The 21780-nt window shown below is 55.7% G+C and carries 24 protein-coding genes; 10 read left to right on the top strand and 14 right to left on the bottom strand.

The features are described from left to right. Positions 1-37 precede the first annotated feature (37 nt). The 4 genes from Z948_RS0114600 to Z948_RS0114615 all read right to left on the bottom strand — a co-directional run bounded on the left by Z948_RS0114600 (position 38) and on the right by Z948_RS0114615 (position 5379). Positions 38-1564 (bottom strand): DEAD/DEAH box helicase, encoded by a 1527-nt coding sequence (locus Z948_RS0114600; RefSeq protein ID WP_025060298.1) that lies wholly within the window; start codon positions 1562-1564, stop codon positions 38-40. A gap of 124 nt (positions 1565-1688) precedes the next feature. After that, positions 1689-2642, bottom strand: a complete 954-nt coding sequence (locus tag Z948_RS0114605) for a glycosyltransferase family 2 protein (protein ID WP_025060299.1) — start codon at positions 2640-2642, stop codon at positions 1689-1691. Between the two features lies 1 nt (position 2643). Beyond that, positions 2644-4263 carry a peptide chain release factor 3 gene (locus Z948_RS0114610; protein ID WP_025060300.1) on the bottom strand — a complete coding sequence of 540 codons (1620 nt, stop codon included), beginning with the start codon at positions 4261-4263 and terminating at the stop codon, positions 2644-2646. 105 nt (positions 4264-4368) lie between these two features. Then, positions 4369-5379, bottom strand: coding sequence for a Hint domain-containing protein (locus tag Z948_RS0114615; protein WP_025060301.1), 1011 nt, complete (start codon positions 5377-5379; stop codon positions 4369-4371). 137 nt (positions 5380-5516) lie between these two features. Between Z948_RS0114615 and Z948_RS0114620 the strand changes: the two genes are divergently transcribed. The 6 genes from Z948_RS0114620 to Z948_RS0114645 all read left to right on the top strand — a co-directional run bounded on the left by Z948_RS0114620 (position 5517) and on the right by Z948_RS0114645 (position 10722). Further along, a complete protein-coding gene (locus Z948_RS0114620) occupies positions 5517-6296 on the top strand; it encodes an SDR family oxidoreductase (RefSeq protein WP_025060302.1) in 780 nt (259 codons plus the stop codon). A gap of 16 nt (positions 6297-6312) precedes the next feature. Further along, a complete protein-coding gene (locus Z948_RS0114625) occupies positions 6313-7434 on the top strand; it encodes a hypothetical protein (protein WP_025060303.1) in 1122 nt (373 codons plus the stop codon). Between the two features lie 96 nt (positions 7435-7530). Continuing rightward, positions 7531-8886, top strand: coding sequence for an SLC5/6 family protein (locus Z948_RS0114630; protein WP_025060304.1), 1356 nt, complete (start codon positions 7531-7533; stop codon positions 8884-8886). Between the two features lie 38 nt (positions 8887-8924). Beyond that, positions 8925-10010, top strand: a complete 1086-nt coding sequence (locus Z948_RS0114635) for an ABC transporter ATP-binding protein (protein ID WP_025060305.1) — start codon at positions 8925-8927, stop codon at positions 10008-10010. Between the two features lie 12 nt (positions 10011-10022). Continuing rightward, positions 10023-10373, top strand: a complete 351-nt coding sequence (locus Z948_RS0114640; RefSeq protein WP_025060306.1) for a Lin0512 family protein — start codon at positions 10023-10025, stop codon at positions 10371-10373. Continuing rightward, positions 10366-10722, top strand: coding sequence for a Lin0512 family protein (locus Z948_RS0114645; RefSeq protein WP_025060307.1), 357 nt, complete (start codon positions 10366-10368; stop codon positions 10720-10722). The genes Z948_RS0114640 and Z948_RS0114645 overlap by 8 nt, the downstream gene beginning before the upstream one ends. Here the strand turns inward: Z948_RS0114645 and Z948_RS0114650 are convergent. Next, a complete protein-coding gene (locus Z948_RS0114650; protein ID WP_025060308.1) occupies positions 10712-11371 on the bottom strand; it encodes a helix-turn-helix transcriptional regulator in 660 nt (219 codons plus the stop codon). The genes Z948_RS0114645 and Z948_RS0114650 overlap by 11 nt on opposite strands. 176 nt (positions 11372-11547) lie before the next feature. On the opposite strand from Z948_RS0114650, the gene tatA reads away from it, so the two are divergent. Genes tatA through Z948_RS0114670 form a run of 4 tightly spaced genes read left to right on the top strand, consistent with a single transcriptional unit; the run spans position 11548 to position 14025 of the window. Then, positions 11548-11763: a twin-arginine translocase TatA/TatE family subunit gene (tatA, locus tag Z948_RS0114655; RefSeq protein WP_025060309.1), complete on the top strand. Its 216-nt coding sequence runs from the start codon at positions 11548-11550 to the stop codon at positions 11761-11763. Positions 11764-11768: 5 nt separating this feature from the next. After that, on the top strand, positions 11769-12248 hold the full coding sequence (gene tatB, locus Z948_RS0114660) for a Sec-independent protein translocase protein TatB (RefSeq protein WP_025060310.1): 480 nt from the start codon (positions 11769-11771) through the stop codon (positions 12246-12248). After that, the gene (tatC, locus tag Z948_RS0114665) at positions 12245-13186 is read left to right on the top strand and encodes a twin-arginine translocase subunit TatC (RefSeq protein ID WP_025060311.1); all 942 of its coding nucleotides are present in this window, start codon (positions 12245-12247) and stop codon (positions 13184-13186) included. The genes tatB and tatC overlap by 4 nt, the downstream gene beginning before the upstream one ends. Continuing rightward, a complete protein-coding gene (locus Z948_RS0114670; RefSeq protein WP_025060312.1) occupies positions 13183-14025 on the top strand; it encodes an ATP-binding protein in 843 nt (280 codons plus the stop codon). Before tatC ends, Z948_RS0114670 begins: the two co-directional genes overlap by 4 nt. 39 nt (positions 14026-14064) lie before the next feature. On the opposite strand, the gene Z948_RS0114675 is transcribed toward Z948_RS0114670, so the two are convergent. From Z948_RS0114675 to Z948_RS0114715, 9 genes are all read right to left on the bottom strand, one after another. After that, on the bottom strand, positions 14065-15318 hold the full coding sequence (locus Z948_RS0114675; RefSeq protein ID WP_025060313.1) for a peptidoglycan DD-metalloendopeptidase family protein: 1254 nt from the start codon (positions 15316-15318) through the stop codon (positions 14065-14067). A gap of 60 nt (positions 15319-15378) precedes the next feature. After that, positions 15379-16041 (bottom strand): protein-L-isoaspartate(D-aspartate) O-methyltransferase, encoded by a 663-nt coding sequence (locus Z948_RS0114680; RefSeq protein ID WP_025060314.1) that lies wholly within the window; start codon positions 16039-16041, stop codon positions 15379-15381. Beyond that, on the bottom strand, positions 16038-16823 hold the full coding sequence (surE, locus tag Z948_RS0114685) for a 5'/3'-nucleotidase SurE (RefSeq protein WP_025060315.1): 786 nt from the start codon (positions 16821-16823) through the stop codon (positions 16038-16040). Before surE ends, Z948_RS0114680 begins: the two co-directional genes overlap by 4 nt. A 60-nt stretch (positions 16824-16883) precedes the next feature. Beyond that, on the bottom strand, positions 16884-17528 hold the full coding sequence (locus tag Z948_RS0114690; protein ID WP_025060316.1) for an SDR family NAD(P)-dependent oxidoreductase: 645 nt from the start codon (positions 17526-17528) through the stop codon (positions 16884-16886). A gap of 43 nt (positions 17529-17571) precedes the next feature. After that, positions 17572-17838, bottom strand: a complete 267-nt coding sequence (locus tag Z948_RS0114695) for a hypothetical protein (protein ID WP_025060317.1) — start codon at positions 17836-17838, stop codon at positions 17572-17574. Positions 17839-17951: 113 nt separating this feature from the next. After that, positions 17952-18344 carry a hypothetical protein gene (locus tag Z948_RS0114700; RefSeq protein ID WP_025060318.1) on the bottom strand — a complete coding sequence of 131 codons (393 nt, stop codon included), beginning with the start codon at positions 18342-18344 and terminating at the stop codon, positions 17952-17954. 54 nt (positions 18345-18398) lie between these two features. After that, positions 18399-19883 carry an amidophosphoribosyltransferase gene (purF, locus tag Z948_RS0114705; RefSeq protein WP_025060319.1) on the bottom strand — a complete coding sequence of 495 codons (1485 nt, stop codon included), beginning with the start codon at positions 19881-19883 and terminating at the stop codon, positions 18399-18401. A gap of 104 nt (positions 19884-19987) precedes the next feature. After that, positions 19988-21130 carry a sensor histidine kinase gene (locus tag Z948_RS0114710; protein ID WP_025060320.1) on the bottom strand — a complete coding sequence of 381 codons (1143 nt, stop codon included), beginning with the start codon at positions 21128-21130 and terminating at the stop codon, positions 19988-19990. Positions 21131-21200: 70 nt separating this feature from the next. Further along, a complete protein-coding gene (locus tag Z948_RS0114715; protein WP_025060321.1) occupies positions 21201-21758 on the bottom strand; it encodes a CvpA family protein in 558 nt (185 codons plus the stop codon). Positions 21759-21780 lie beyond the last annotated feature (22 nt).

A 21780-nucleotide genomic window follows, 5' to 3' on the forward strand; every position in this document is an offset into this window, starting at 1 on the left:
GATGCGGGGCTTTTTTGTATTCGGTTCTAAGAACGGTTTAGTTCTTTGGACGATCCGCAAAGCTGAATTCGATAAAGCTGGGCGTGTGATCACCCAAACCCACAACGGTGTTTGAGTTGCGATCATCGCGGCGGTCATTTTTACGACCACCACTGCGCGAACGCGGTGTGCGACGGTCTGACTTTGGCTCAGGTTTAGGGGTCTCGGAAACCTTTGCTTCAGCAGCTTTTGCTTCAGGGGCTTTCGTTTCCTCAACCGCTGGCGCGTCGGCTGTCGCTTCGGTTGCTGCAGCTTCGACTGTCTCGGGCTTTTTACGGCTGCGTGAACGGGTGCGCTTTGGCTTTTCGGTTGTGGGCGCGGCCTCTTCGCTAGGGGCTGCCGCTTCAGCGGCAGGAGCTTCGGCTTTTGCTTTTGTCGCTAAAGGGTTCTCGACGCGGGGGATTTCCTTTTGGACCAAACGTTCAACATCTTCGAAGTTCTTTTCGTCGCGCGGCGAGCAGATCATGATCGCCTTGCCGTCACGGCCAGCGCGGCCTGTGCGGCCAATGCGGTGCACATAATCCTCGGCGTGGCTGGGAACGTCAAAGTTGAACACGTGGCTCACGGATGGAACATCCAAGCCGCGTGCGGCAACATCCGAGGCCACCAAAAAGCGCAGTTCGCCATTCCGAAAACCCTCAAGCGTGCGCGTGCGTTGGCTCTGGTCCAAATCTCCATGGATCGGGGCGGCGTCGTATTTGTATTTTTTCAGAGACTTGGCGACCGCATCCACATCCATCTTGCGGTTGCAAAAGATGATTGCGTTTGTGCATTTGTCGGCTTCAAGGTCGATCAATGCGCGCAGAACTTTGCGTTTCTCAGTTGCTTCGCGGTCTTTGCGCGATGCTTTGAACATCACCACACCCTGTTCGATGTTTTCCGAGGTGGTCGCCTGACGGGCCATCTCGATGCGTTCGGGGTTGCTGAGGAAGGTGTTTGTAATCCGCTCGATCTCGGGCGCCATCGTGGCCGAGAAGAACAATGTCTGGCGGGTGAAGGGCGTCAGACCAAAGATGCGTTCGATGTCTGGGATGAACCCCATGTCGAGCATCCGGTCCGCTTCGTCGATCACCATGACCTTAACGTCGGTCAGGATCAGCTTGCCGCGTTCGTGGTGGTCCAACAGGCGACCTGGTGTGGCGATCAGAACGTCCACGCCTTTGTCGATCAGCTTGTCCTGTTCTTTGAACGAAACGCCACCGATCAGCAGCGCTTTGGTCAGCTTTGTGTATTTGGCGTAGGTGTCAAAGTTTTCGGCAACCTGTGCGGCCAATTCGCGTGTCGGGCACAGAACCAGACTGCGTGGCATACGGGCACGGGCGCGGCCGCGTGCAAGCATGGTGATCATGGGCAGGGTAAAGCTGGCGGTTTTGCCGGTACCTGTTTGCGCGATCCCCAGAACATCGCGGCCTGTTAGGGCAGGGGGAATGGCGCCTGCCTGAATCGGTGTCGGGCTGTCATAGCCGGCTTCTTCGATTGCTTTGAGGACCTTGGGGTTCAGGTTTAGATCGGTAAATTTTGTCATGTGTATCCGTAAGTTGCGGACACTCATGTGGCCCGCGGCAGCGTCTAAGTCGGCCCGAATGGCCCAAAGGGCGGCTTTTGCCGCGACATATCTGGCATGCGCATAGCAACTTGCGAGGGTAGCGTCAAATATTTGTGAATTCTGGGAAATTTTTCGCGACAGCTGTGTCAAACGGGAAGCTGGTGCAAAGCAGGTGATTTTGCGCGTTCAGGCGCGCGCGCAGCTCGGGCGTGTCGGCGCAAACCTCTTGGAAAAACGCCTTTAGGCCTGCTTTGCCATCCTCGTCATAAAGCATGTTGAATAGCTCGTGCATGGTGATTCCGCCGCGTTCACGGCTGCGCGCAGGGCCAAGATCAGCGCGGTAAGAGCCTTCATTCAGGCGATATTCAAAATGGCTGTACCACGTGTCCCAATCCAAAGCGTGGAAATGGGCGAGGTGAAGATCGGGCAGCTCGACATGGTTTGGATTTGTCTCGCCCTTCACAAAAGCATTGTGGATACGGAATTTGAGCCCCTCAATCCCCGTGCGCACAAATAATTTGCCAGCAATATGGCTCAGGAAACCGCCCTTTAGATGTTCGCCGTAAGTTGGGTACAGCGCCGAGACGACCTGTTCGCGTTTGCCGTTCGCTGGCACAAAGGTTTTAAAGGCAGCTTCGACCTGAGGATCACACCCCGCAAGCAGCTCCATCGGGCGCGCGCGTGCGCATTGGGTGCCGTCAGGCAGAGCGGCCAGCGTTTCAGCAATGGGCGTATCTGCAACCAGAAACTCATCCACATCCATGTGGATCAGCCAATCAACCTCGTCACGCGCCCGCTTATAGGCGCGGGTGGCGTTAAGGGTCTGGCGCGGCTGGTGCATATCGGGGCGGTCGCCGTTTAGGCGTTTCCAATAGCCCTCATCACAGCGCACAACACGGGTTTTGGGGTGGTTGCGCAGGGCTTCCTGCGCCTCGGGGTTTGGCGCATCGAGATAGATATAGATGCGATGCGCGCCCAGCTCGATGTGATAGGCGGCAAAGCGCAGGATCGCGGCGGTATCCGCTTTGATCGTAGCGACGATGCCCCATTTAGTCATATTACACCATCATCTCTTTGGTGGCTGTTAGTTTTACATCGGGATAGTCGCGATCAACGCGATCAATGTCCCACTGTAGGCGGGTCAGATAGACGATGTCGCCATCGTGGTCATAGGCGATGTGCTGTTTGTTGGCGTCCGTGAATTTATCGACAGCGGCCTTGTCCCCGCTCACCCAACGGGCCGAGGTGAACTGCGATTGCTCAAACCGTACGGGCAGGCCGTATTCCAGCTCGATCCGGCTGGCGAGGACTTCGAACTGCAATTGGCCAACCACACCCACGACAAAGCCAGAGCCGATGGAGGGTTTGAACACCTTAGCAGCGCCTTCTTCGGCGAACTGCATCAGGGCTTTTTCAAGGTGTTTTGATTTCAGCGGGTCGCCTGCGCGCACGCCTTGCAACAGTTCGGGCGCAAAAGAGGGGATTCCGGTCACGCGGATTGCTTCGCCTTCGGTCAGCGTATCGCCGATGCGCAGCTGCCCGTGGTTGGGAATGCCGATGATGTCGCCTGCCCATGCTTCCTCGGCCAGCTCACGGTCAGAGGCAAGGAACATGACGGGGTTTGTGACGCTCATCGGTTTCTTGGTGCGCACATGGGTCAGTTTCATACCGCGGGTGAAGTGCCCTGACGCAAGGCGCACAAAGGCCACGCGGTCGCGGTGTTTGGGGTCCATATTCGCCTGAACCTTGAAAACAAATCCGGCGACTTTCTTTTCCTCGGGCGCGATCTGGCGCGGTTGCGCTTTTTGCACCTGCGGCTCTGGGCCATAGGTGGCGATACCGTCCATTAGTTCCTTAACGCCGAATGAGTTGATCGCAGAGCCGAACCAGATCGGCGTCAAAGACCCCTCAGCCATCAGCTCGGCGTCTAGGGGCGGCATCAATTCGCGCACCATCTCTAGGTCTTCTTTCAGCTTTTCCAACAGCTCGGCTGGCACATGTTCGGCCAGTTTCGGATCATCCAGCCCTTCGATGCTGATGCTTTCGGCGACTTTGTTGCGGTCTGCACGGTCCATTAGCTCCAGACGATCGCGCAGGATGTCGTAACAGCCGATAAAATCGCGGCCTACGCCGATTGGCCAGCTGGCTGGGGTCACATCAATGGCGAGGTTCTCTTGGATCTCGTCAATGATCTCAAACACATCGCGGCTTTCGCGGTCCATCTTGTTACAAAATGTCAGGATGGGCAGGTCGCGCATGCGGCAAACTTCGAACAGCTTTTGCGTCTGGCTTTCCACACCTTTCGCGCCGTCAATCACCATCACGGCGGCATCCACAGCCGTCAGGGTGCGGTAGGTATCTTCGGAGAAATCCGAGTGACCAGGCGTGTCGACGAGGTTAAAGCGATAGTTGATTTCGCTGCCCTGATAGTCAAACGACATGGCCGATGCCGAGACCGAGATGCCACGATCCTTTTCCATCGCCATAAAGTCGGAACGGGTGCGCCGCGCTTCGCCTTTTGCACGGACCTGACCCGCCATTTGGATCGCGCCGCCAAACAACAGGAACTTTTCAGTCAATGTCGTCTTCCCCGCATCGGGGTGGCTGATGATCGCAAAAGTACGGCGGCGCGCAATTTCTGGCGGCAGTTCGGGGCGATTTGTGTTGTTGTCCAGCATGTTGCGGTGCGATCCTGATGGTGATGTGCCTAGGTTGTGCGGAACGCTCAAACGTAAGGCTATGTTGGGGCGTACACATACCCTACAGGGCAGCTAAGGCAAGTCTCAGCGGCTAGATGCTTTTTTGAGCAAGCCAGCGGCATCTGGACGATCCAGCAGACCTTCCTGAACGTCCAGCCCTGCATGGGGCAGGTCGGAATGGCCGGGCACATAGTTGCCAAGGCTTTCAGACAGTTCTTCGGGCAGGACAGAGCGCGTTCGGCTATCAATCAACATGCTTTCGGCGGCAATGCCTTCGGCATAGATGATCTGGTGGCTATCAAACAGCAGTTGGAAATAGTCGACAAAGCCGCCTTCGGCTACTGTGACAGTATCGCCATTCACCAAATGGCGCGCTTTGACCAGCAGTTCGGAACGCCCTGCGCCCAATTCATCGGTACGTTGATAGATGAACAGGCGGTGATCGGGGCTGACCAACAGGTCAGCCGTGTTATTGAGCGCGCCCGCCGCAATACGGATCGGGGCGAATTCGCCGACCGCGCGGGTGGTGGTGGTGCCGATCCAGCGCAGGGTTTGTACACCGTCATCGCGTGTTAGGATGCGGTCTCCTACGGTTAGGTCTTCTACAGGGCGTTGCGCACCAGATGCTAACGTGACGTTTGTACCTCTGGTAAAGCTGACACAGGCGACTTGGGCGAACTTGGAAAGGGCTGCTTCGCGGTCAACGCCAACAAGGCGGTATTCGGTTTTTGAACTCAGCTCGTTGAAGGGGAGCAGGTAAATCTCGGCAACATCGCCTTGCTCATCCACTTCGACAAGGATCAGAGCGTCCGAAATACTGCCATCGGGCGACATAAACGTGACCGCGCTATCCAGATGGACGATCGCCTCATGGGTGCCGACATTGCTGTCATAGCCAACCCGAAAACTGGCATCGCTTTTGGCGACCAAGGAGAGGCGTTGAGGTTCTGATGCAAATTCCAACTCATAGACATCGTCAAGGATCAGCTCGCTCGCGAATGAGATCGCATCCCCCATATTCGCACCATCTGTAGCGCGAAATTGGCTTGCGGCGTAAACGGGTACGCTTTGCGAAGAGAGGGAGCCTGTGGACATGCGTTGCGCCTTTGTGAGGTCTGTTTGGGCAAGTGATAACATAGAATTATGACATGTTAGGGTCAATGGAGCGGTGTTTTGCTGGCGTAACCACCAGTACTGCGATAGCCCTATGAAAAAGTTTAGGGAGACACAAAATGGATCTGGGAATTCGCGGTAAAAAAGCGCTGGTATGTGCGTCATCCAAAGGTTTGGGGTTGGGGTGCGCCGAAGCCTTGGCCGCTGCTGGCGTTAATCTGGTGATGAATGCACGCGGCGCAGAGGCGCTGGAGGCCTCGGCAGAGCGCCTGCGTTCGCAATACGGTGTGAACATCGTGACCGTCGCCGCTGATGTCGCGACTGAAGAAGGTCAGGAGGCAGTGATCCAAGCGTCCAAAGGCGTGGATATTCTGGTCAACAACGCGGGCGGGCCTCCTCCCGGTATGTGGACCGATTGGGACCGTGATGATTTCATCAAAGCGCTGGATGCAAATATGCTGGCGCCAATCGCGCTGATCAAAGCTTTGGTCCCTGATATGATGGAGCAGGGCTGGGGCCGTGTGGTGAACATCACCTCACAATCCGTGCGGGCGCCTATCGGTGTGCTGGGCCTTAGCAATTCAGCGCGCACAGGTTTGACAGGGTATGTCGCAGGCACCAGCCGTCAGGTGGCAGGCAAAGGGGTGACCATCAACAACCTGCTTCCCGGTATTCACGCAACTGACCGTGCTGATGCGCTGGACGGTGGTGTTGTCGCGGCCAAGGGGATCTCGTTGGACGAGGCCCGTTCGGAACGCGCGGCAACCATTCCCGCTGGCCGTTATGGTACGCGTGATGAATTTGGCGCGGCTTGTGCGTTCTTATGCTCGCAACATGCGGGTTTCATCGTGGGGCAGTCTATATTGCTGGACGGTGGCGCTACGAATATCACAATGTAGTGGCTGACACGTTGTAATGGCTGAGAAATTCTCACTCAAGGATCACCTGTTCAACGATCAAACCGTTGCGCGTTTGGCTGGCGAATTTGCCGCTGGCATCGCGGGGTTTGACGCTGATCGGTTTGCGGCCGAGGCCTTGGCAGGCTTCCCCGAGCGGGAATTGATGGCGCGTATGGAATGGATGGCTGATTGCCTTGAGGGGCAATTGGCGTCCGACTTCCCTGCGATGGCAGACCAGTTGCAGGCGGCATTGCCACCGCGGTTGGATGTGAGCAAAACGGATGATGATTTTGGCCATTTCATCCATGCCATGCCGGGAATTTTGGCCGTGCGCCATGGGCTTGAAACGGACCGCGCGCGGGCGATGACGTTGCTCTATGAAGCGACGCAGCGCTTTTCGATGGAGTTTTATATCCGCGCCTTTATCAACCGGTGGCCAGATGAAACGATGGCCCAATTGGCCGACTGGTCGGGCGATAAAAACTATCACGTTCGCCGATTGGTGAGCGAGGGCACGCGGCCGAGGTTGCCTTGGGCGCAGAATGTGACGTTGACCCACGATCAAACGCTGCCTTTGCTTGATCGGCTGTATGCTGATCCCACGCGCTATGTCACACGGTCGGTGGCCAACCACCTGAATGACCTGAGCAAGATTGTTCCAGATGAGGTGTTGGCGCGGTTTGAGCGTTGGCAAGATGAGGGGCGCCAAAGCGCTGATGAGCTGGCTTGGATGCGCCGCCATGCCCTGCGGACGTTGATCAAACAGGGGCATGAGGGCGCTATGGCGGCATTGGGGTACCGCGCTGATGCGCCAGTGACAGCTCAGATTTTGCTGGGGCAGAACACGGTCAAGATCGACGATGCTTTGGCCTTTGACGTTGTGCTGAACAGCACCGAGAGCGCGCCCGTTCTTGTAGATTACAGAGTGGATTTCATGCGCGCGGGCGGAAAACGCGCTGAAAAAGTGTTCAAACTGAAGGTCGCCGAGGTCAAGGCGGGGAAGCCGCTCAAGATCAAAAAATCCCATCGTTTCAAAGGGAACGCAACGACGTTTCGCTTGTTTGAGGGGCTGCATAGGATTACCGTGCAGGTGAATGGCCGCGATGTGGCAACGGCATCTTTTGATCTGGTGACATAAGGGGTGTTCACGATCCCGACAGTTGCTGGCGTTTGGGATGGTTTTTGCAGCAGCTGTATCGTAGCCACGCCTTAAGTTCCCTAACAGAGGTCTGCCATGCAACCCGTAATCCTGATCGCCACTTTTGGCCTTATCATCCTTGCTTCTTTATTGGCCGCGCCGCGCAGCGCCAGTGTGGAAGGCTTTTTTGGCGGGCGAGGAGAGCAAGGGCGCAACCCTGGTTTATGGGTGTTGGTGCTAAGCCAGGTCACAACTTGGATTTTTGCGCGCAGCCTGATGAACGCCGCGATCCTTGGATATTATTACGGCATGGCAGGTACCTTGGCCTATGCAGCCTATTACGGGTCTTTCCTGACAGGCGGTTTTATCGTTGGGCGCTTGCGTGAAGGGAAGGCGACCTCGGTTCAGGATTGGCTGGGCGCGCGTTTTGGCGCGGTAGGCAATGGGTGCTATAACTTTGTGATCGCGCTGCGATTGCTCTCCGAAGTATTTGCGAATCTGATCGTCGTTGGTTTGATTTTTAATGCAGTTTTGGAAGGTAGCGGCACAACAGCCATCTGGATTGTCGCCATTCTGGGGCTGGCCTATTCCGCTTGGGGCGGGTTGAGCGCGGCTTTGCGAACGGATGTTGTGCAAATGGTTGTGTTCATTGGTGTATTTGGCATCGCCTTTGTTGCTCTGGTGACCAGCAGCGCGTTTGATTTGGGCGCTGTTATCACTTCTTCTGGTACGGCGGGCAGCTATAATGGCTGGGTTTTGCTGGCTGTGGCTGGCTTGCAGGTGTTCAGCTATCCCGCCCATGATCCTGTAATGATGGATCGCGGGTTTATCGCGAGCGAGCGTGTCACACAGGCCTCTTTCCAGCACGCCTTTTGGATCAGCACCCTGTGTATCATCGGATTTGGCTTTTTCGGTATTCAGGCGGGGCTGGTTGGCGCCAGCTATGAGGGCCAGTTGATCGGCACTTGGGCAGAGATGTTCCCGTCGTGGATCTTTAGCTTGTTGATGATCTCGCTTTTGGTTTCTGCGCTTAGCACGCTGGATTCCGCGCTATCCTCTGCGGCGCGTTTGGTGGTCGAAGAGGGCGGCCTGCCGCGCACTTTGACAGCGGGGCGTCTGGTGATGGTTGTCTTTATGCTGGCGGGAACGTTGCTGACCCTTTGGGGGAATGCCACGTTGTTTGATGCAGTCGCAGTTAGCGGCACCGCGTCGATGTTCCTGACGCCTGTGTTGATTGTCGGGCTGGTGATGGGGCGCCAGATTGCCTTGTGGAGCTACCTTGTCGCCTTTGGTGCAGCCATTGCCGGTGCGTTTATCTATTTTGCGCGCGGTTGGGATAGCGTGGCGGCATGGCTCATTGAGGGGCATAAATACGAGCAGCTTTTGGTGATTTGCATCTGCGTTCTTGTCGCAGGCTTTGCCGCGGTGCTTGCAGGGGCGCGCCGGCACTGATAGCTGCTATCCGACAGAAAACATCGGATAAGCCAGCCGTGCAAACAGAGACACCTCGTTTAGAAATCCGCAACCTCAAGCGCAGCTTTGAAGGCCGCGCAGTTGTGGATGATGTGAGCCTGAAGATCATGCCAGGGCAGGTGACCTGCCTTTTGGGGCCTTCGGGCTGCGGTAAATCGACGACTTTGCGCATGATCGCAGGGGTCGAGATGCAGGATAGCGGCTCGATCCATGTGGATGGGAAACTGATCTGCGATACGATCTTTCGTATCCCACCAGAACGGCGCGAAATCGGTCTGATGTTTCAGGACTTTGCGCTATTTCCCCACCTTTCGGTGGCCGACAATGTGGCCTATGGCCTGCGCGGCACAAGGGCAGAGAAACGCGAGCGGGTAAAGGAACTGTTAGAGCGCGTGGATTTGCTGCGCTTTATCGATGGCTATCCGCACCAGCTATCGGGGGGCGAGCAACAGCGTGTGGCCTTGGCCCGTGCCTTGGCCCCCAAACCACGGATCATGCTGATGGATGAACCGTTCTCGGGGTTGGATAACCGCCTGCGTGACGGGATCCGTGATGAAACGCTGAGCATCCTCAAAGAGCAAGATACAGCGGTGCTGCTGGTCACCCATGAACCCGATGAAGCCATGCGCATGGCTGATGAAATTGCCCTGATGCGTGACGGGCAGATTGTGCAGCAGGGCGCGCCCTATAACGTCTATACCCGCCCGATTGACCGCGCGGCTGTATCGTTCTTTTCCGATGCGAACGTTATCCGTGCCGAAGTATCAGGCGCACTGGCCCATACTGCCTTTGGCCGCTTCCTTGCACCAGGGGTGCCAGATGGTACTGCCGTGGATATCGTTTTCCGCCCCCAACACGTGCGCATTGATTTTGACCGTGCGGGTAAGGGGCCATTGCCTACAGCGGCAGATGGGACGCCCGCGCGCGCCATCGTGAAACGGGCACGTTTTATGGGCAACGAAAGCTTGGTCGAGTTCGAGATGGATCACGACGGATCGATCCTGAAGGCTACTGTACCGAATGTATTCATGCCCTCTGAGGGTACAGTGATGTGGCTGACAATCCGGCGCGACAAGTGTTTCGTGTTCGATGTGAAAACCTAAAGGAGCGCGGCCATGCAAAAGCTATTGGTTGAATTCGGAATGGGAACATCTCTGCGCCGCGGAGACTATACCCAAGCGGCAAAGCGCGCCGTGCAGGACGCGCTGTGGCATAACTCGATTAACTTGGCCGAGCTGTTCGGCTTTGACAAAGAAGATATGCGCATCACCTTGGATGTCGGCGTGCAAAAGCCTGACGCGGTTGATGCAGACGCCCTGCGCGAGGTGTTTCCCTATGGGCATGTCACGGTGAACCTCTGCAAAGGCGGTTTGGACATTCCGCGCCCCGAGGGAACAGGCAACCCAACGATCATGGCCAATGTTGCCCTGTCTGTTGGGTTTGACATGGAGACGCGCAATGACTGAGCAACGTTTGATCATCGAAATGGGAATGGGCAACGACCTGCACGGTATGGATTATACCAAGGCGGCAAAACGCGCGATCGAGGATGCGTTTCGCCATTCCTCCCTGCCGATATTTGGCGTTGTCGATCTGCCCCATGACGCCATGCGCGTTCAGGTCACCGTTGGGGTGCAAGAGCCAGAGGCGCTGGATCTGGAGGCCTTGCGCGCAACCCTGCCGCGCGGCCGCGCCGAAGTGCGCGCCGTTCATGGCGGGCTAAACGTGCCGTCCAACGGCGAAACCATTGTAGTGGCGCAGGCCAGTGTTGAGGCGTTTCTACCCAAACAAACGGGTTGGAATCTTAAGGCCTGAAATCTGCCAGAGTTTTACCGGCCTCATCGGTGAACAGCTCCGGCAAGGCTTCGGCGCTGCTGATTAAATCAAGGCGGAAAATGCGGTGCGCCGCGCGCAGCTCACACCACGCTGTCAGCGCCCAAATCCTGTTCCAATACTCTAAATGAAGCGGGCGAATGCTGCGCGAGGTGACGCCGCCGTCGTTAGACGTGTAGGTGATGCGCAGCTTTTGGCGGGCTTTGATCGCAGCACGTAGCGTTGGCAAATGGGCGAACCCCCGCGCCGCATCTGAAAACGGTGATGCGCCAAAGCGCCAAGCCTCGGCTTGGGAGGTCTCTGGCTGCGCGGCATCCAATTTTTCGGCCAATGTGTTTGCGGCGGCTTTCAGCGCAGGATCGGCAAGCTCGGCTGCGATCGCGATGCCAAGGTTCAGCGCCTCCAGCTCAGCGGCGGTTAGGGATATCGGGGGCAGGGTGATAAGATCGGCCAGCCGATAGCCCGTGCCACGGGTGCCAACCAGCGGCACACCAGAGGCCGCGAGCCTGTCCATATCGCGATAAAGGGTGCGCACGGAAACCTGAAAACGCTCTGCCAAGGCCTGCGCGGTGTGCAATTCGCCATCGCGCAAGATTTGCAGAATATCAAAAAGGCGGTCAGATTTCCCCATGCAACTGACATAAACCTGTCAGGAGTTCTGGGCAAGCTGGAAAAACGCGCTGTTTTGCAAAGTGGTTAGGGCAAAAACTTTGGTTTCCCATTTTTACAAACAGGTTCGCTTGCTATTGCCGTTAGTGACCCCCTGCCAGATCGGTAGGGCAGAAATTCTATCTTTGGAGAACTGACATGTTGAATAATATTGGATTGCCGGGCCTGCTGCTGATCGCTGTAGTTGTTTTGGTTCTGTTTGGCCGCGGCAAAATCTCGTCGCTGATGGGCGAAGTGGGCAAAGGCATCACAAGCTTCAAAAAAGGCATCAATGAAGGCGAAGAGCAGCTGAAAGAAGAAGCCGCTGAAGAAATCGCTGATGCGACCGAAGCCAAGACTGAAGACAAGGTTTAAGACCTATGTTCGATCTTGGCATGGCTGAAATGCTGGTGGTTGGGGTTGTGGCGCTGATTGTTGTCGGCCCCAAGGATCTGCCGGTGATGTTTCGCCGCGTGGGCCAGTTTGTCGGTAAAGCCAAGGGGATGGCGCGGGAGTTTTCCAGCGCCATGAACGATGCGGCTGATCAATCTGGTGTGCGCGAAGTCACAACAGGGCTGAATAAATCCCTCAAGGCGGCAACAAACCCTGTTGGTGCGGCGATGGATGGTGTGAAAGACGCGGCTAGCTCGCTGACGAACATCGACCCTGATAGTGAAACCGGAAAGCTGTCGGCGCAACGTGCCGAGGATGTAAAGCGTATTCAGGCAGGTACAGCACGGGCGGCAGCAGACCGCAAAGCCCGTGAAGCGAAAGAGGCGATGGAGAAGGCCGAAGAGCTGGAAGCATCCCTACAAGAAAGCCTCGCCCAAAAGGCGAGCGCCAAGAAAGCAGATACATGACCGCAACCGATAATGACATTGACGACAGCGCCGCGCCGCTGATCGAACATCTGACCGAGCTGCGCACGCGGCTGATCCGGTCGGTTTTGGCGTTTCTTGTTGGCATGATCATCTGTTTTTCTTTTGGCAGCATGATCCTTGATTTCCTGCTGGTGCCGATTGAAAAGACTATGCGCAATCTGGGCAACCCCAACCCAGTGATGCAATACACCGCCCCGCAGGAGTATTTCTTTACCCTGATCCGTATCTCGATGGTGGGGGGGCTTGCCGTTAGCTTTCCTGTGATCGCGACGCAGCTGTGGCGCTTTGTTGCGCCTGGTTTGTACAAGAACGAAAAGAACGCGTTTTTGCCGTTTCTGATTGCGTCACCTGTTCTGTTCCTGATGGGCGCTGCCTTTGCGCATTATGTGGTTGTTCCGCTGGCGATGCAGTTCTTCTTGGGCTTTTCCGATGCGGCGTCTTATCTGTCTGCTTTGATTGCGACGGGTGATGCGACGACTTCGGGTATTGATATCGTCTTTAACGGTAAGGTGAACGAAAGCCTTGATATCACGCTGAAAATGATCGTGGCCTTTGGCCTTTGCTTTCAGCTGCCTGTTCTGCTGACGCTGATGGGCAAGGCGGGGCTGGTGTCGGCCGAAGGGCTGCGCAACGTGCGTAAATATGCGCTGGTTGGCATCCTGATGCTGGCCGCTTTGGTGACCCCACCAGACGTTGTGACACAGCTGATCCTGTTTATCGTAGTCTATGGCCTGTATGAGGTTTCGATCTTCCTTGTCAGCCGCGTAGATGCAAAACGCGAAGCCCAGCTGCGCGAAGACGGGTTCTATGACGACGAAGAGGGTGAAGACGAGGCGGATTTTGAGGCAATGGCCGATGAAATGGACCGCGAAGACCCGATCGTAGAAGAAACCAAAACCAAGGACAGCGATACATGATCGACGATCCGATGGACCGGATTGCAGCGGCGTTGGAGCGGATAGCTCCGGCGCCGCTTGCCGCTCCGGACTTTGATGCGGCTTCGGCCTTTGTCTGGCACACTGGGCCGGATCGGTTGGAACCGGTGCCGCAGGTGTCTCGTGTCGATATCAGCCTTTTGCTGGGGGTTGAGCGGTCGCGTGATACGCTGCTGCAAAACACGGCGCAATTTGCCGCTGGCTTGCCTGCGAATAACGCCCTTTTGTGGGGCGCGCGCGGGATGGGTAAATCCAGCCTTGTCAAGGCGATACATGGCGCTCTTCAAGCGGATCACCCCGACCTCAAGATGGTTGAGCTACAGCGCGAAGACTTGCCCTCGGTCGGGCGGTTGCTGAACCTGCTGCGGGGCTCTGACAGGCGGTTTATCCTGTTTTGTGATGACCTCAGCTTTGGCCATGATGACGCGCATTACAAGTCGCTTAAGGCGGTTCTGGATGGCGGTATTGAGGGGCGCCCCGAAAACGTTGTGCTATATGCAACGTCAAACAGGCGCCACCTGATGCCCCGTGACATGATTGAAAACGAACGTGGATCGGCGATTAACCCTGCCGAGGCGGTGGAGGAGAAGGTCTCTCTCTCCGATCGTTTTGGCCTTTGGTTGGGGTTTCATGCCTGCGATCAAGACCAGTATCTGGCGATGATCCGCGGCTATTGCGATGCGCATGGTGTTGAGATCGACGATGCAACACTGCGGGCCGAAGCGATTGAATGGCAGGCCACCAGAGGCAGCCGTTCAGGCCGTGTTGCATGGCAGTATTTTATGGATTTGGCTGGCAGGCGCGGTGTCGCGCTGCGCTAAGCCTCCCGTCTGCCCCGTTTAATCGGGGCAGACCAAAAATCAGTTCAGGAACGGATTGGGATCGACGCTGTCAAAACCTTTGCGCACTTCAAAGTGCACAAACGAATCCGATCCACCCCGAAGTTTCGCAATGCTCTGGCCGCGTGAAACAGAGTCGCCCTTTTTGACCGCAACATCCGTAACATTGGCATAGACCGTCAGCAGGTTGTCGGCGTGGCGGACAACCACAATCGGCACGCCATCGGCGCTTTTTGTGATGGCGGCAACGGTCCCGCCATCGGCGGCTTTAACAGCGGTGCCTGCAGCGGCTTTGATGTTGATGCCTTCGTTCTTACCCTTTGAATACTCTCGGATAATCGTCCCATTCACAGGGCGGACAAGCTTCCCGACTTTTGCTGGTTTAGTCGTTTTGCCCACGTCCACGGCTGGTTTTTCCGGTACTGGGTCAGGTTTGGCAACAGCGGCAGTTGTGGTGGCTGCTGCTGCCGTTTCGGGCGCCTTTGCTGGGGCAACCTTTTCTTCTGGCAGGGGCTTTGTTGCTGAAGGAGGTGTTGGCGTTGTTGAGCCTTCTCCTGGCAGCGTCGTTGCCTGAGCGGTTTTTGCTGGCGTAGCTTTAGGCGGGTTCTGTGAGGGCACAGGGATCAGCAGATGCTGGCCTTCGCGAATGGCGAAATCTGAGCCCAAGCCATTCCATTCAGCCAGATCTTTGACTGGAACAGAATAGAGGCGCGCAACGGTAAAGGCGGTCTCGCCCCGTTCAACCTTGTGGCGCACCGGCTCTTTTCCGGTTTGCGCTTTTGGTGTTGTCGCTGGGGCGAGGGTGGTTGTCTGAACACCAGGGGTGGCAGGGGCTGCGTCGATTGCGCCTCCCGCGACGGCTGAAATGTCTACAGGTTTGATCGGCCCCGTGGTTGCCGCACCCGTTGCGGGTGAGGGCTCGGCCACGCGGGTCGGCAGGGCGATGATCTCACCCTTGCGGAGTTTGACGTTTGCATCGATGCCATTGAATTTGGCCAATGACGCCGCGCTGAGGCCAACCCGTTTTGCAACATCGTTCAGCGTGTCATCACGGCGCGCCACGGCTACCTGATAATTCGGGTATGAAATGACACCGCGATCATCAGCAGCAGGGCGCTCAGCCAGCGGTGCTTTGGCCGCATTCGCTGTGGTAAACCCGCCGCCCAATCCGCGCAGGTCAAAATCCAGAGGTTCTGTACAGCCAGAAAGTGCAACGCAGGCCACGCCCGCAAGAAGCGAAAATCGCGCACGTCCACGCATCATCGGAGGTATCATCAGAATTGTCCTTGTCACTGCCCATCTCGTGTTTCCGAGATTTTCAGCGACTATACCAGTTTAAGCTTCCTTGCCCAACCCTTCGAGGAGGGGAACAAAGCGAACGGCGCGCATTTCGTCATATTTTAGCCCATCTGCGGTTTTTCGCACACGGATTAGATGCTGAACTGCATCAGATTGGCCAACGGGAAGCACCATAATGCCCCCTTCTTTTAGCTGGGCAAGCAGCGGACCAGGGGGGTCTTCGGCGGCGGCCGTCACAATAATGCGGTCAAAAGGGGCTTGTTCTGGCAGGCCATGGCTGCCGTCGGCTGTGATTGCGGTGATGTTATTGAGGTCAAGCGCGTCAAAGATCACGCGTGCCTCATGCACAAGGCGGCGATGGCGGTCGATGGTGTAAACACGCCGCGCCAGCTTTGACAGGATCGCGGCCTGATAGCCTGATCCGGTGCCGATCTCTAACACTTTGTCGCGGGGCGAAATCTCTAGGGCCTGCGTCATCAAGCCAACAACCGAAGGCTGACTGATGGTCTGCCCACATGCGATCGGCAGGGGCATGTCCTCATAAGCGCGCTCAGCGAACAACCCGCGAATAAACGGCCCGCGATCGACGGCTTCCATCGCGCCGAGAACCTGATTATCCGTCACACCCTTTGATCGCAGGGCATAGAGGAACTGCATTTTGCGTTCCGCATCGGTCACCATTTCGGGCTCATCATTCATGTGTTGAGGTCCGATAGATCGCCAAAGGCATCATGGGCGGTCAGATCGGCGCGCATCGGCGTGATCGAGATATACCCATCAAGGTTAACCGCCGCATCGGATCCAGCAGCAGGCGGAATTTGCTGGTTACCCCCCGTAATCCACAAAAAACGGCGCCCGTTAGGAGCATCATGTGGGATGGTTGAAAAATTCACTTCGGGGCGGCGACCCTGAGGCGCAAGGCGCAAACCCTTTACATCAGCGGCAGCAACAGGTGGGAAATTCACGTTCCAGAACACGGAATAGCCGTTCGCATCGGCAGGTTTCTGGGCCAGAATACGGCGGCAAACATCCGCGCCATGTTCGACGGCCGCTTCGAATGGATCGTCCAGATCGCGGTTCGCAGGGCCATAGTATTGGGATAGGGCGATTGAAGGGATCCCTTGCAATGCGCCCTCGATGGCGGCGCCAATCGTGCCCGAATAAAGCGTATTTTCAGAGGCGTTGTTGCCACGGTTCACCCCAGACAGGATCAAATCAGGGCGCGCATCCTTCATCGGATCATAAAGAGCGCATAAAACGCAATCTGCTGGGCTGCCTTCGATCATATAGCGGCGCGGGGCCAGCTGGGTGATGAGGGTTGGTTTTGTGTAATTGATACAATGGGCTACGCCAGATTGTTCAAAGGCGGGGGCCACTGTCCAACATTCGCCATCAGGGCCAGCCAGCGTTTTGGCTATCCCTTCCAGAACTTTCAAACCCGGCGCGTTAATGCCGTCGTCATTGGTGATCAAAATACGCATGATTGTGCCCCTTTGCGCCTTGATAGGCGAGGCGGAGCAGACGGGCAAGCGAGGGCTGAGTTATTTCTGCAGTGTTGCCAACAGACGCGCGGCTTCGGTGTGGATATCCGTCAATGTATCACGGTCTTCGCCCGGGAAAAAGCGCGCGCGGGTGGCGGTGGGCATTGGCTGGGGCGTCAAAATATCCACATGGGGACCGATGCGAGAGGTCTCTTTTTGCCAGCTTTGCACCAAGGCGATTTGGGCGGCTTTGGTCGAGCCATAGCTGCCATAGAATTTGTCACCCACAATGGGGTCTTCGAAAAACACTGCGTTACCGTCCTCTTTTAGCAGAGGAGCCACATAGTTGATCAGCATGGCCGTGGCGGTAATGTTCGACGTGATGGATTTCTCTAGGTCTTTGGTGTCGATTTGATGGCTGGGGGTTAGGGGCGCCACGTGGATGGCGGTGTGGAACCACATATCCAAAGTGCCCCAGCGATCATGAATACCACGACACAAAGTCTGCATTGCACCTGTATCTGTGACGTTCATCGGTGCCAGCGTCGCATTGCCACCTTTGGCCTTTATCCTGTCATCCAGCTCTTCGAGGGCACCAACGGTGCGGCCTACGGCGATGATGTGATATTCAGGGGCCAGCGCTTCTGCCAGAGCGGCCCCAAGGCCGCGCGTGGCGCCTGTGATCAATGCGGTTTTTTGTGTCATAAGGGGGATATGCGCGGGTGGATGGGCCGCGTCAAGGGGGCGCTTAGCCGCGGGGGAGGTGCAAAATGCGCTGTGAGGCCCCGCGCGCGAGCACAAGTTGATCTTTGCCAATCGCCAGCACCGTATCTGCCCCGATACTATCGCCAACTTGCACGGTCTTGGTTTCTCCCTGCGGCAATAAAATCAGGGCTTTAGGGGCGTTTGTATTGCCGAATACACCCAGCAGCGCAGTTTTGGGGAGCTTTGCTGCTTGGGTGGCGAGCTCTTTTACTTTTGGTGGCGTTGGGGTGCCATTGGTTTGGGTGGACATGGTTGGCCTCTGGAATAGTTGCTCGCTGGAGCTATCCAATTCGGTGCGAGGGCAAAACCGGAATGCTTTGGCATAGGCCAACTGCTGCCAAAGGCAGCGCTAGACTCCGCTGATCAGCGCTTTTGGTGATAACAGAACGTTAAGCGGGCAAGGTGATCAATTGCTTGAAGGGGCAGGGGCGAGCCGTCTGGCAAACCTAGCCCACGGTTCTTTTCATATTCAAATTCAGTTGGATAGATCTCACGCATCGTTGCACTTAGCGTGGTTTTGCAATCGACATAGAGGACAAGGGGATGCGACGGAATGCCCTGCCAATTCAGCCGAAGTGTGCTGCCTTGCCGAGGGCGTTTCGGGCGCCACGCTGGTTGTCCCCACTTCAGGCTTTCTTCAACGGGGCCAACATTGGCATCTTTGGCAGCGGCCAGAATCAATTTGCGAATTTCTTCGAATTGTTTTTGCTGCAAAGCGGGCCATTGGGAAATCGTAGGTGTGAAAACATGTGTCATGTGTTCACAGTATATCAGCCTGCTGACATTTTGTGTCAGCAGGCCAGTATTTTCTCATTCCGCTGCTGGCTTCATCTCAAATCCAGCTTCTACCTTATCGGCAGGAATGACCGGATATTCGCCAGAGAAACAGGCATCGCAATATTGTGGGCAAGAGTTGCTGCGCCCCTCTGCTTCGCCAACCGCGCGGTACAGACCGTTCAGCGAGATGAACTTGAGGCTGTCCACGCCGAGATGCTCGCACATTTCATCCTCAGACATCGTTGCGGCCAGCAGTTTTTCACGGTCTGGCGTATCAACGCCATAAAAACAGGGCCAAGCGGTCGGCGGGGAGGCAATGCGGAAGTGAACCTCGGCCGCGCCAGCATCAAGGATCATTTCCTTGATCTTGCGGCTGGTGGTCCCGCGCACAACCGAGTCATCAACAAGGATGATCCGCTTGCCCTTGATCAAGGCGCGGTTCACGTTGAGTTTCAGGCGCACCCCCATGTTGCGGATTTGCTCGGAAGGTTCGATAAAGGTTCGGCCCATATATTGGTTCCGAATGATCCCCATACCGTAAGGAATGCCGCTTTCTAGGCTATAGCCGATTGCCGCAGGGGTGCCGGAATCCGGCACAGGGCAAATCAGATCCGCGTCAATCGGGTTCTCTTTGGCGAGTTCGCGGCCAATGGCTTCGCGTGTTTCATAAACCGATCGCCCGCCCAAAATACTGTCGGGACGAGAGAAATATACATGCTCAAAGATACAGAACTTGGACGGTTGGCGACGGAAGGGGAAATGGGTTTGGACACCTTTTTCGGTGATCACTACCATCTCGCCAGGTTCAATTTCGCGCACGAATTCAGCGCCAATGATATCTAGCGCACAGGTTTCCGAGCTAAGCGCCCAGCCATCACCAATTTTACCAAGAACAAGGGGGCGAACGCCCAGTGGATCACGGACGCCAATCAGTTTGGTGCGGGTCATTGCCACAACAGAAAAGGCACCCTCTACACGGCGCAGGGCATCTTCCATCCGCTCGGGAATGGTGCGTTGCAGCGAACGGGCCATAAGGTGAATGATGCATTCGCTGTCTGAAGAGGACTGGAAAATCGAGCCTCGTTCGATCAATTCGCGGCGCAGGGCGTTCGCATTTGTGATGTTGCCGTTATGCGCAATGGCTGCGCCGCCCATGGCAAATTCGCCAAAAAAGGGCTGAACATCACGGATCGCCGTCTGGCCCTTTGTTCCGGCAGTGGAATAGCGGACATGACCGATTCCCAAAGAGCCCGGCAGGGTTTCCATAACTTTCTGGCTGGTAAAGTTGTCGCGAACATAGCCAAAGCGACGTGCGGATTGAAAACCGGCAACTTTATCATGGGTGACGATTCCGCCAGCTTCTTGGCCGCGGTGTTGCAATGCATGAAGGCCAAGCGCCACAAAATTGGCGGCATCTGTTACACCAACAACCCCGAAAACTCCGCATTCTTCCTTTAATTTATCGCCATCGTCAAAATCTGACAGATAGGATGAATCAAAGGGATGGGAAGGGGGCATTGTCTTGGGCGGGGTATGGGACAAGGGGGCGCTCCTGCTACCGACAAAGGTTACAGGGTTATTACGGAAAACCACGAAGAGAGTCACGCCACGATTCCGTTGAATTATGCACTCGAACTCATGGGGTCGAATAGGCGATCAGTCGATGCAGGGCGAATGGATATCCTGCTATCGCTAACTGTTTGTTTTGGATCGTCAATTTGGTTGGGAAGTGAGAGGTTTATGCGGCTTCCCTGACCTGATGGGTTGTTTTGTGCTGAAATTTTGCCCCCGCGCGCTGTGATCAATTTGCGGATTGCAAGCAAACCATAGCCGCTATCAGTCCGAAACGTGCCTGTTTCCAGAAATGCGATGCCGGGATTTTCGAATCCCACACCATTATCTGTCAAAACAATCTCGACAGCGTTTTCCCCGTCTAAACGGGCCGTACAACAAAGCGTGAGCCGGTCGCGTTGCCCGTGTTTGATCGCGTTGTCGATCAGGTTTCGCAGCGCAATCTGCATCACGCTTTTCTCTCCATTGAGGTTAATATCGCTGCAAATCAACTGATGTGCCCCCTTGGGGTCCAGAATCAGCATCAAATCTTTGCCAAGCTCGGCTAGATTGTATGAGGTGTTGGGCGATACGGGGCCTAAGGTGCTGGCGTAGGACAACACATCAGAAATGAGATCCATCGATTTTTCGGCGGTTTCCTTCAAGAGGTTGAGCAAGCCGAGCTTTTCATCTCCTTGATCTTCAAAGTCTTCATGCAACATGTCGGCCAGATCCATAATGTTGCGCATGGGTGTTCTTAGGTCATGCGCGGCCATCGCAATAAATTGCTCTACCTCAGTGCTGATTTCGTTTAGCTTTTCTTGCGTCGTTTGTGCGATTTCTTCGCTGGAAATATCCTGAACGCTACCAACCAATCTAACAACGCGGCCATCCTGATCCATTTGTGGGAAAAGCGTTGTGCGAACGGTACGCAGCTGATCCCCTGTGTGAAGCGTGATTTCGAACTGGTGCTGGGATCGGGATGCGATTGCTTTTCGCTGTTCGGTAAACGCGATGTCACCAAATTCAGGGCCAAAAACTTGGGGGGCTGTGTGGCCGACAAAATCAGAAAGCTCACGCGCCAAATAGCTGAGCAAGGGCAGGTTACAATGCGCGTAAGTCGGGATGCCTTGCCCGTCAACATTCAGAATGAAAACGGGCGTAGGTATGCAATCTAATAGGGCGAACTGATCATCCAAATAATTATCGGGCACAATACCTATCTCCACAGTGGTTCGTGGACAGGTAGCAGCCAATGATTACTTTCAGATTAAGTAGTTTTCTTTAGTTTTCGGTGCAGCTGGAGACCAGTTGTTCATATTTTCCCGTGATCCAGCCAAGCGCCTGATCAGGATCAGAGTTCTGGATATCATCCGAAAAACGACCAAAGACCAAGGCCGAGCGGCTTTCGTCTACGATGGTGAATTGCTGGCCTGTAATGACGGTGGAATAAACGAAAAAGGCAATCGCAACGAGCAAAATACCGCGCGCAACACCAAAGACGAAACCGAGCGCCTGATCAAAACCACCCAAGAAAGAGCGTTGAACCAGCGAAGAGAACAAAGGTGTGAATAGTGAAACTACAACCAAAGTGACCGCCAGAACCAAGGTAAAGGCCCCGATAATTGACAATTCGCAACTATCCGCAAGGAAATCACCAACCACGGGGATTTCACGCACCAAAGGTTCAACTTGGGGGGCAAACAGATAGGCCAAGACCGCAGCGGCGATCCAGCCGACAATCGCCATCATTTCCCGGACAAATCCGCGCCCATAGGCCAGAAGCGCCGACATCACGATAACCAGCGCGACAACGCCGTCTATGATGGTAAAACCTTCCATGCTCTTCTCGCCTTTCCTCAGG

Origin of the sequence: Sulfitobacter donghicola DSW-25 = KCTC 12864 = JCM 14565, from assembly GCF_000622405.1 — a bacterium.
Classification (GTDB): Bacteria; Pseudomonadota; Alphaproteobacteria; order Rhodobacterales; family Rhodobacteraceae; genus Sulfitobacter; species Sulfitobacter donghicola.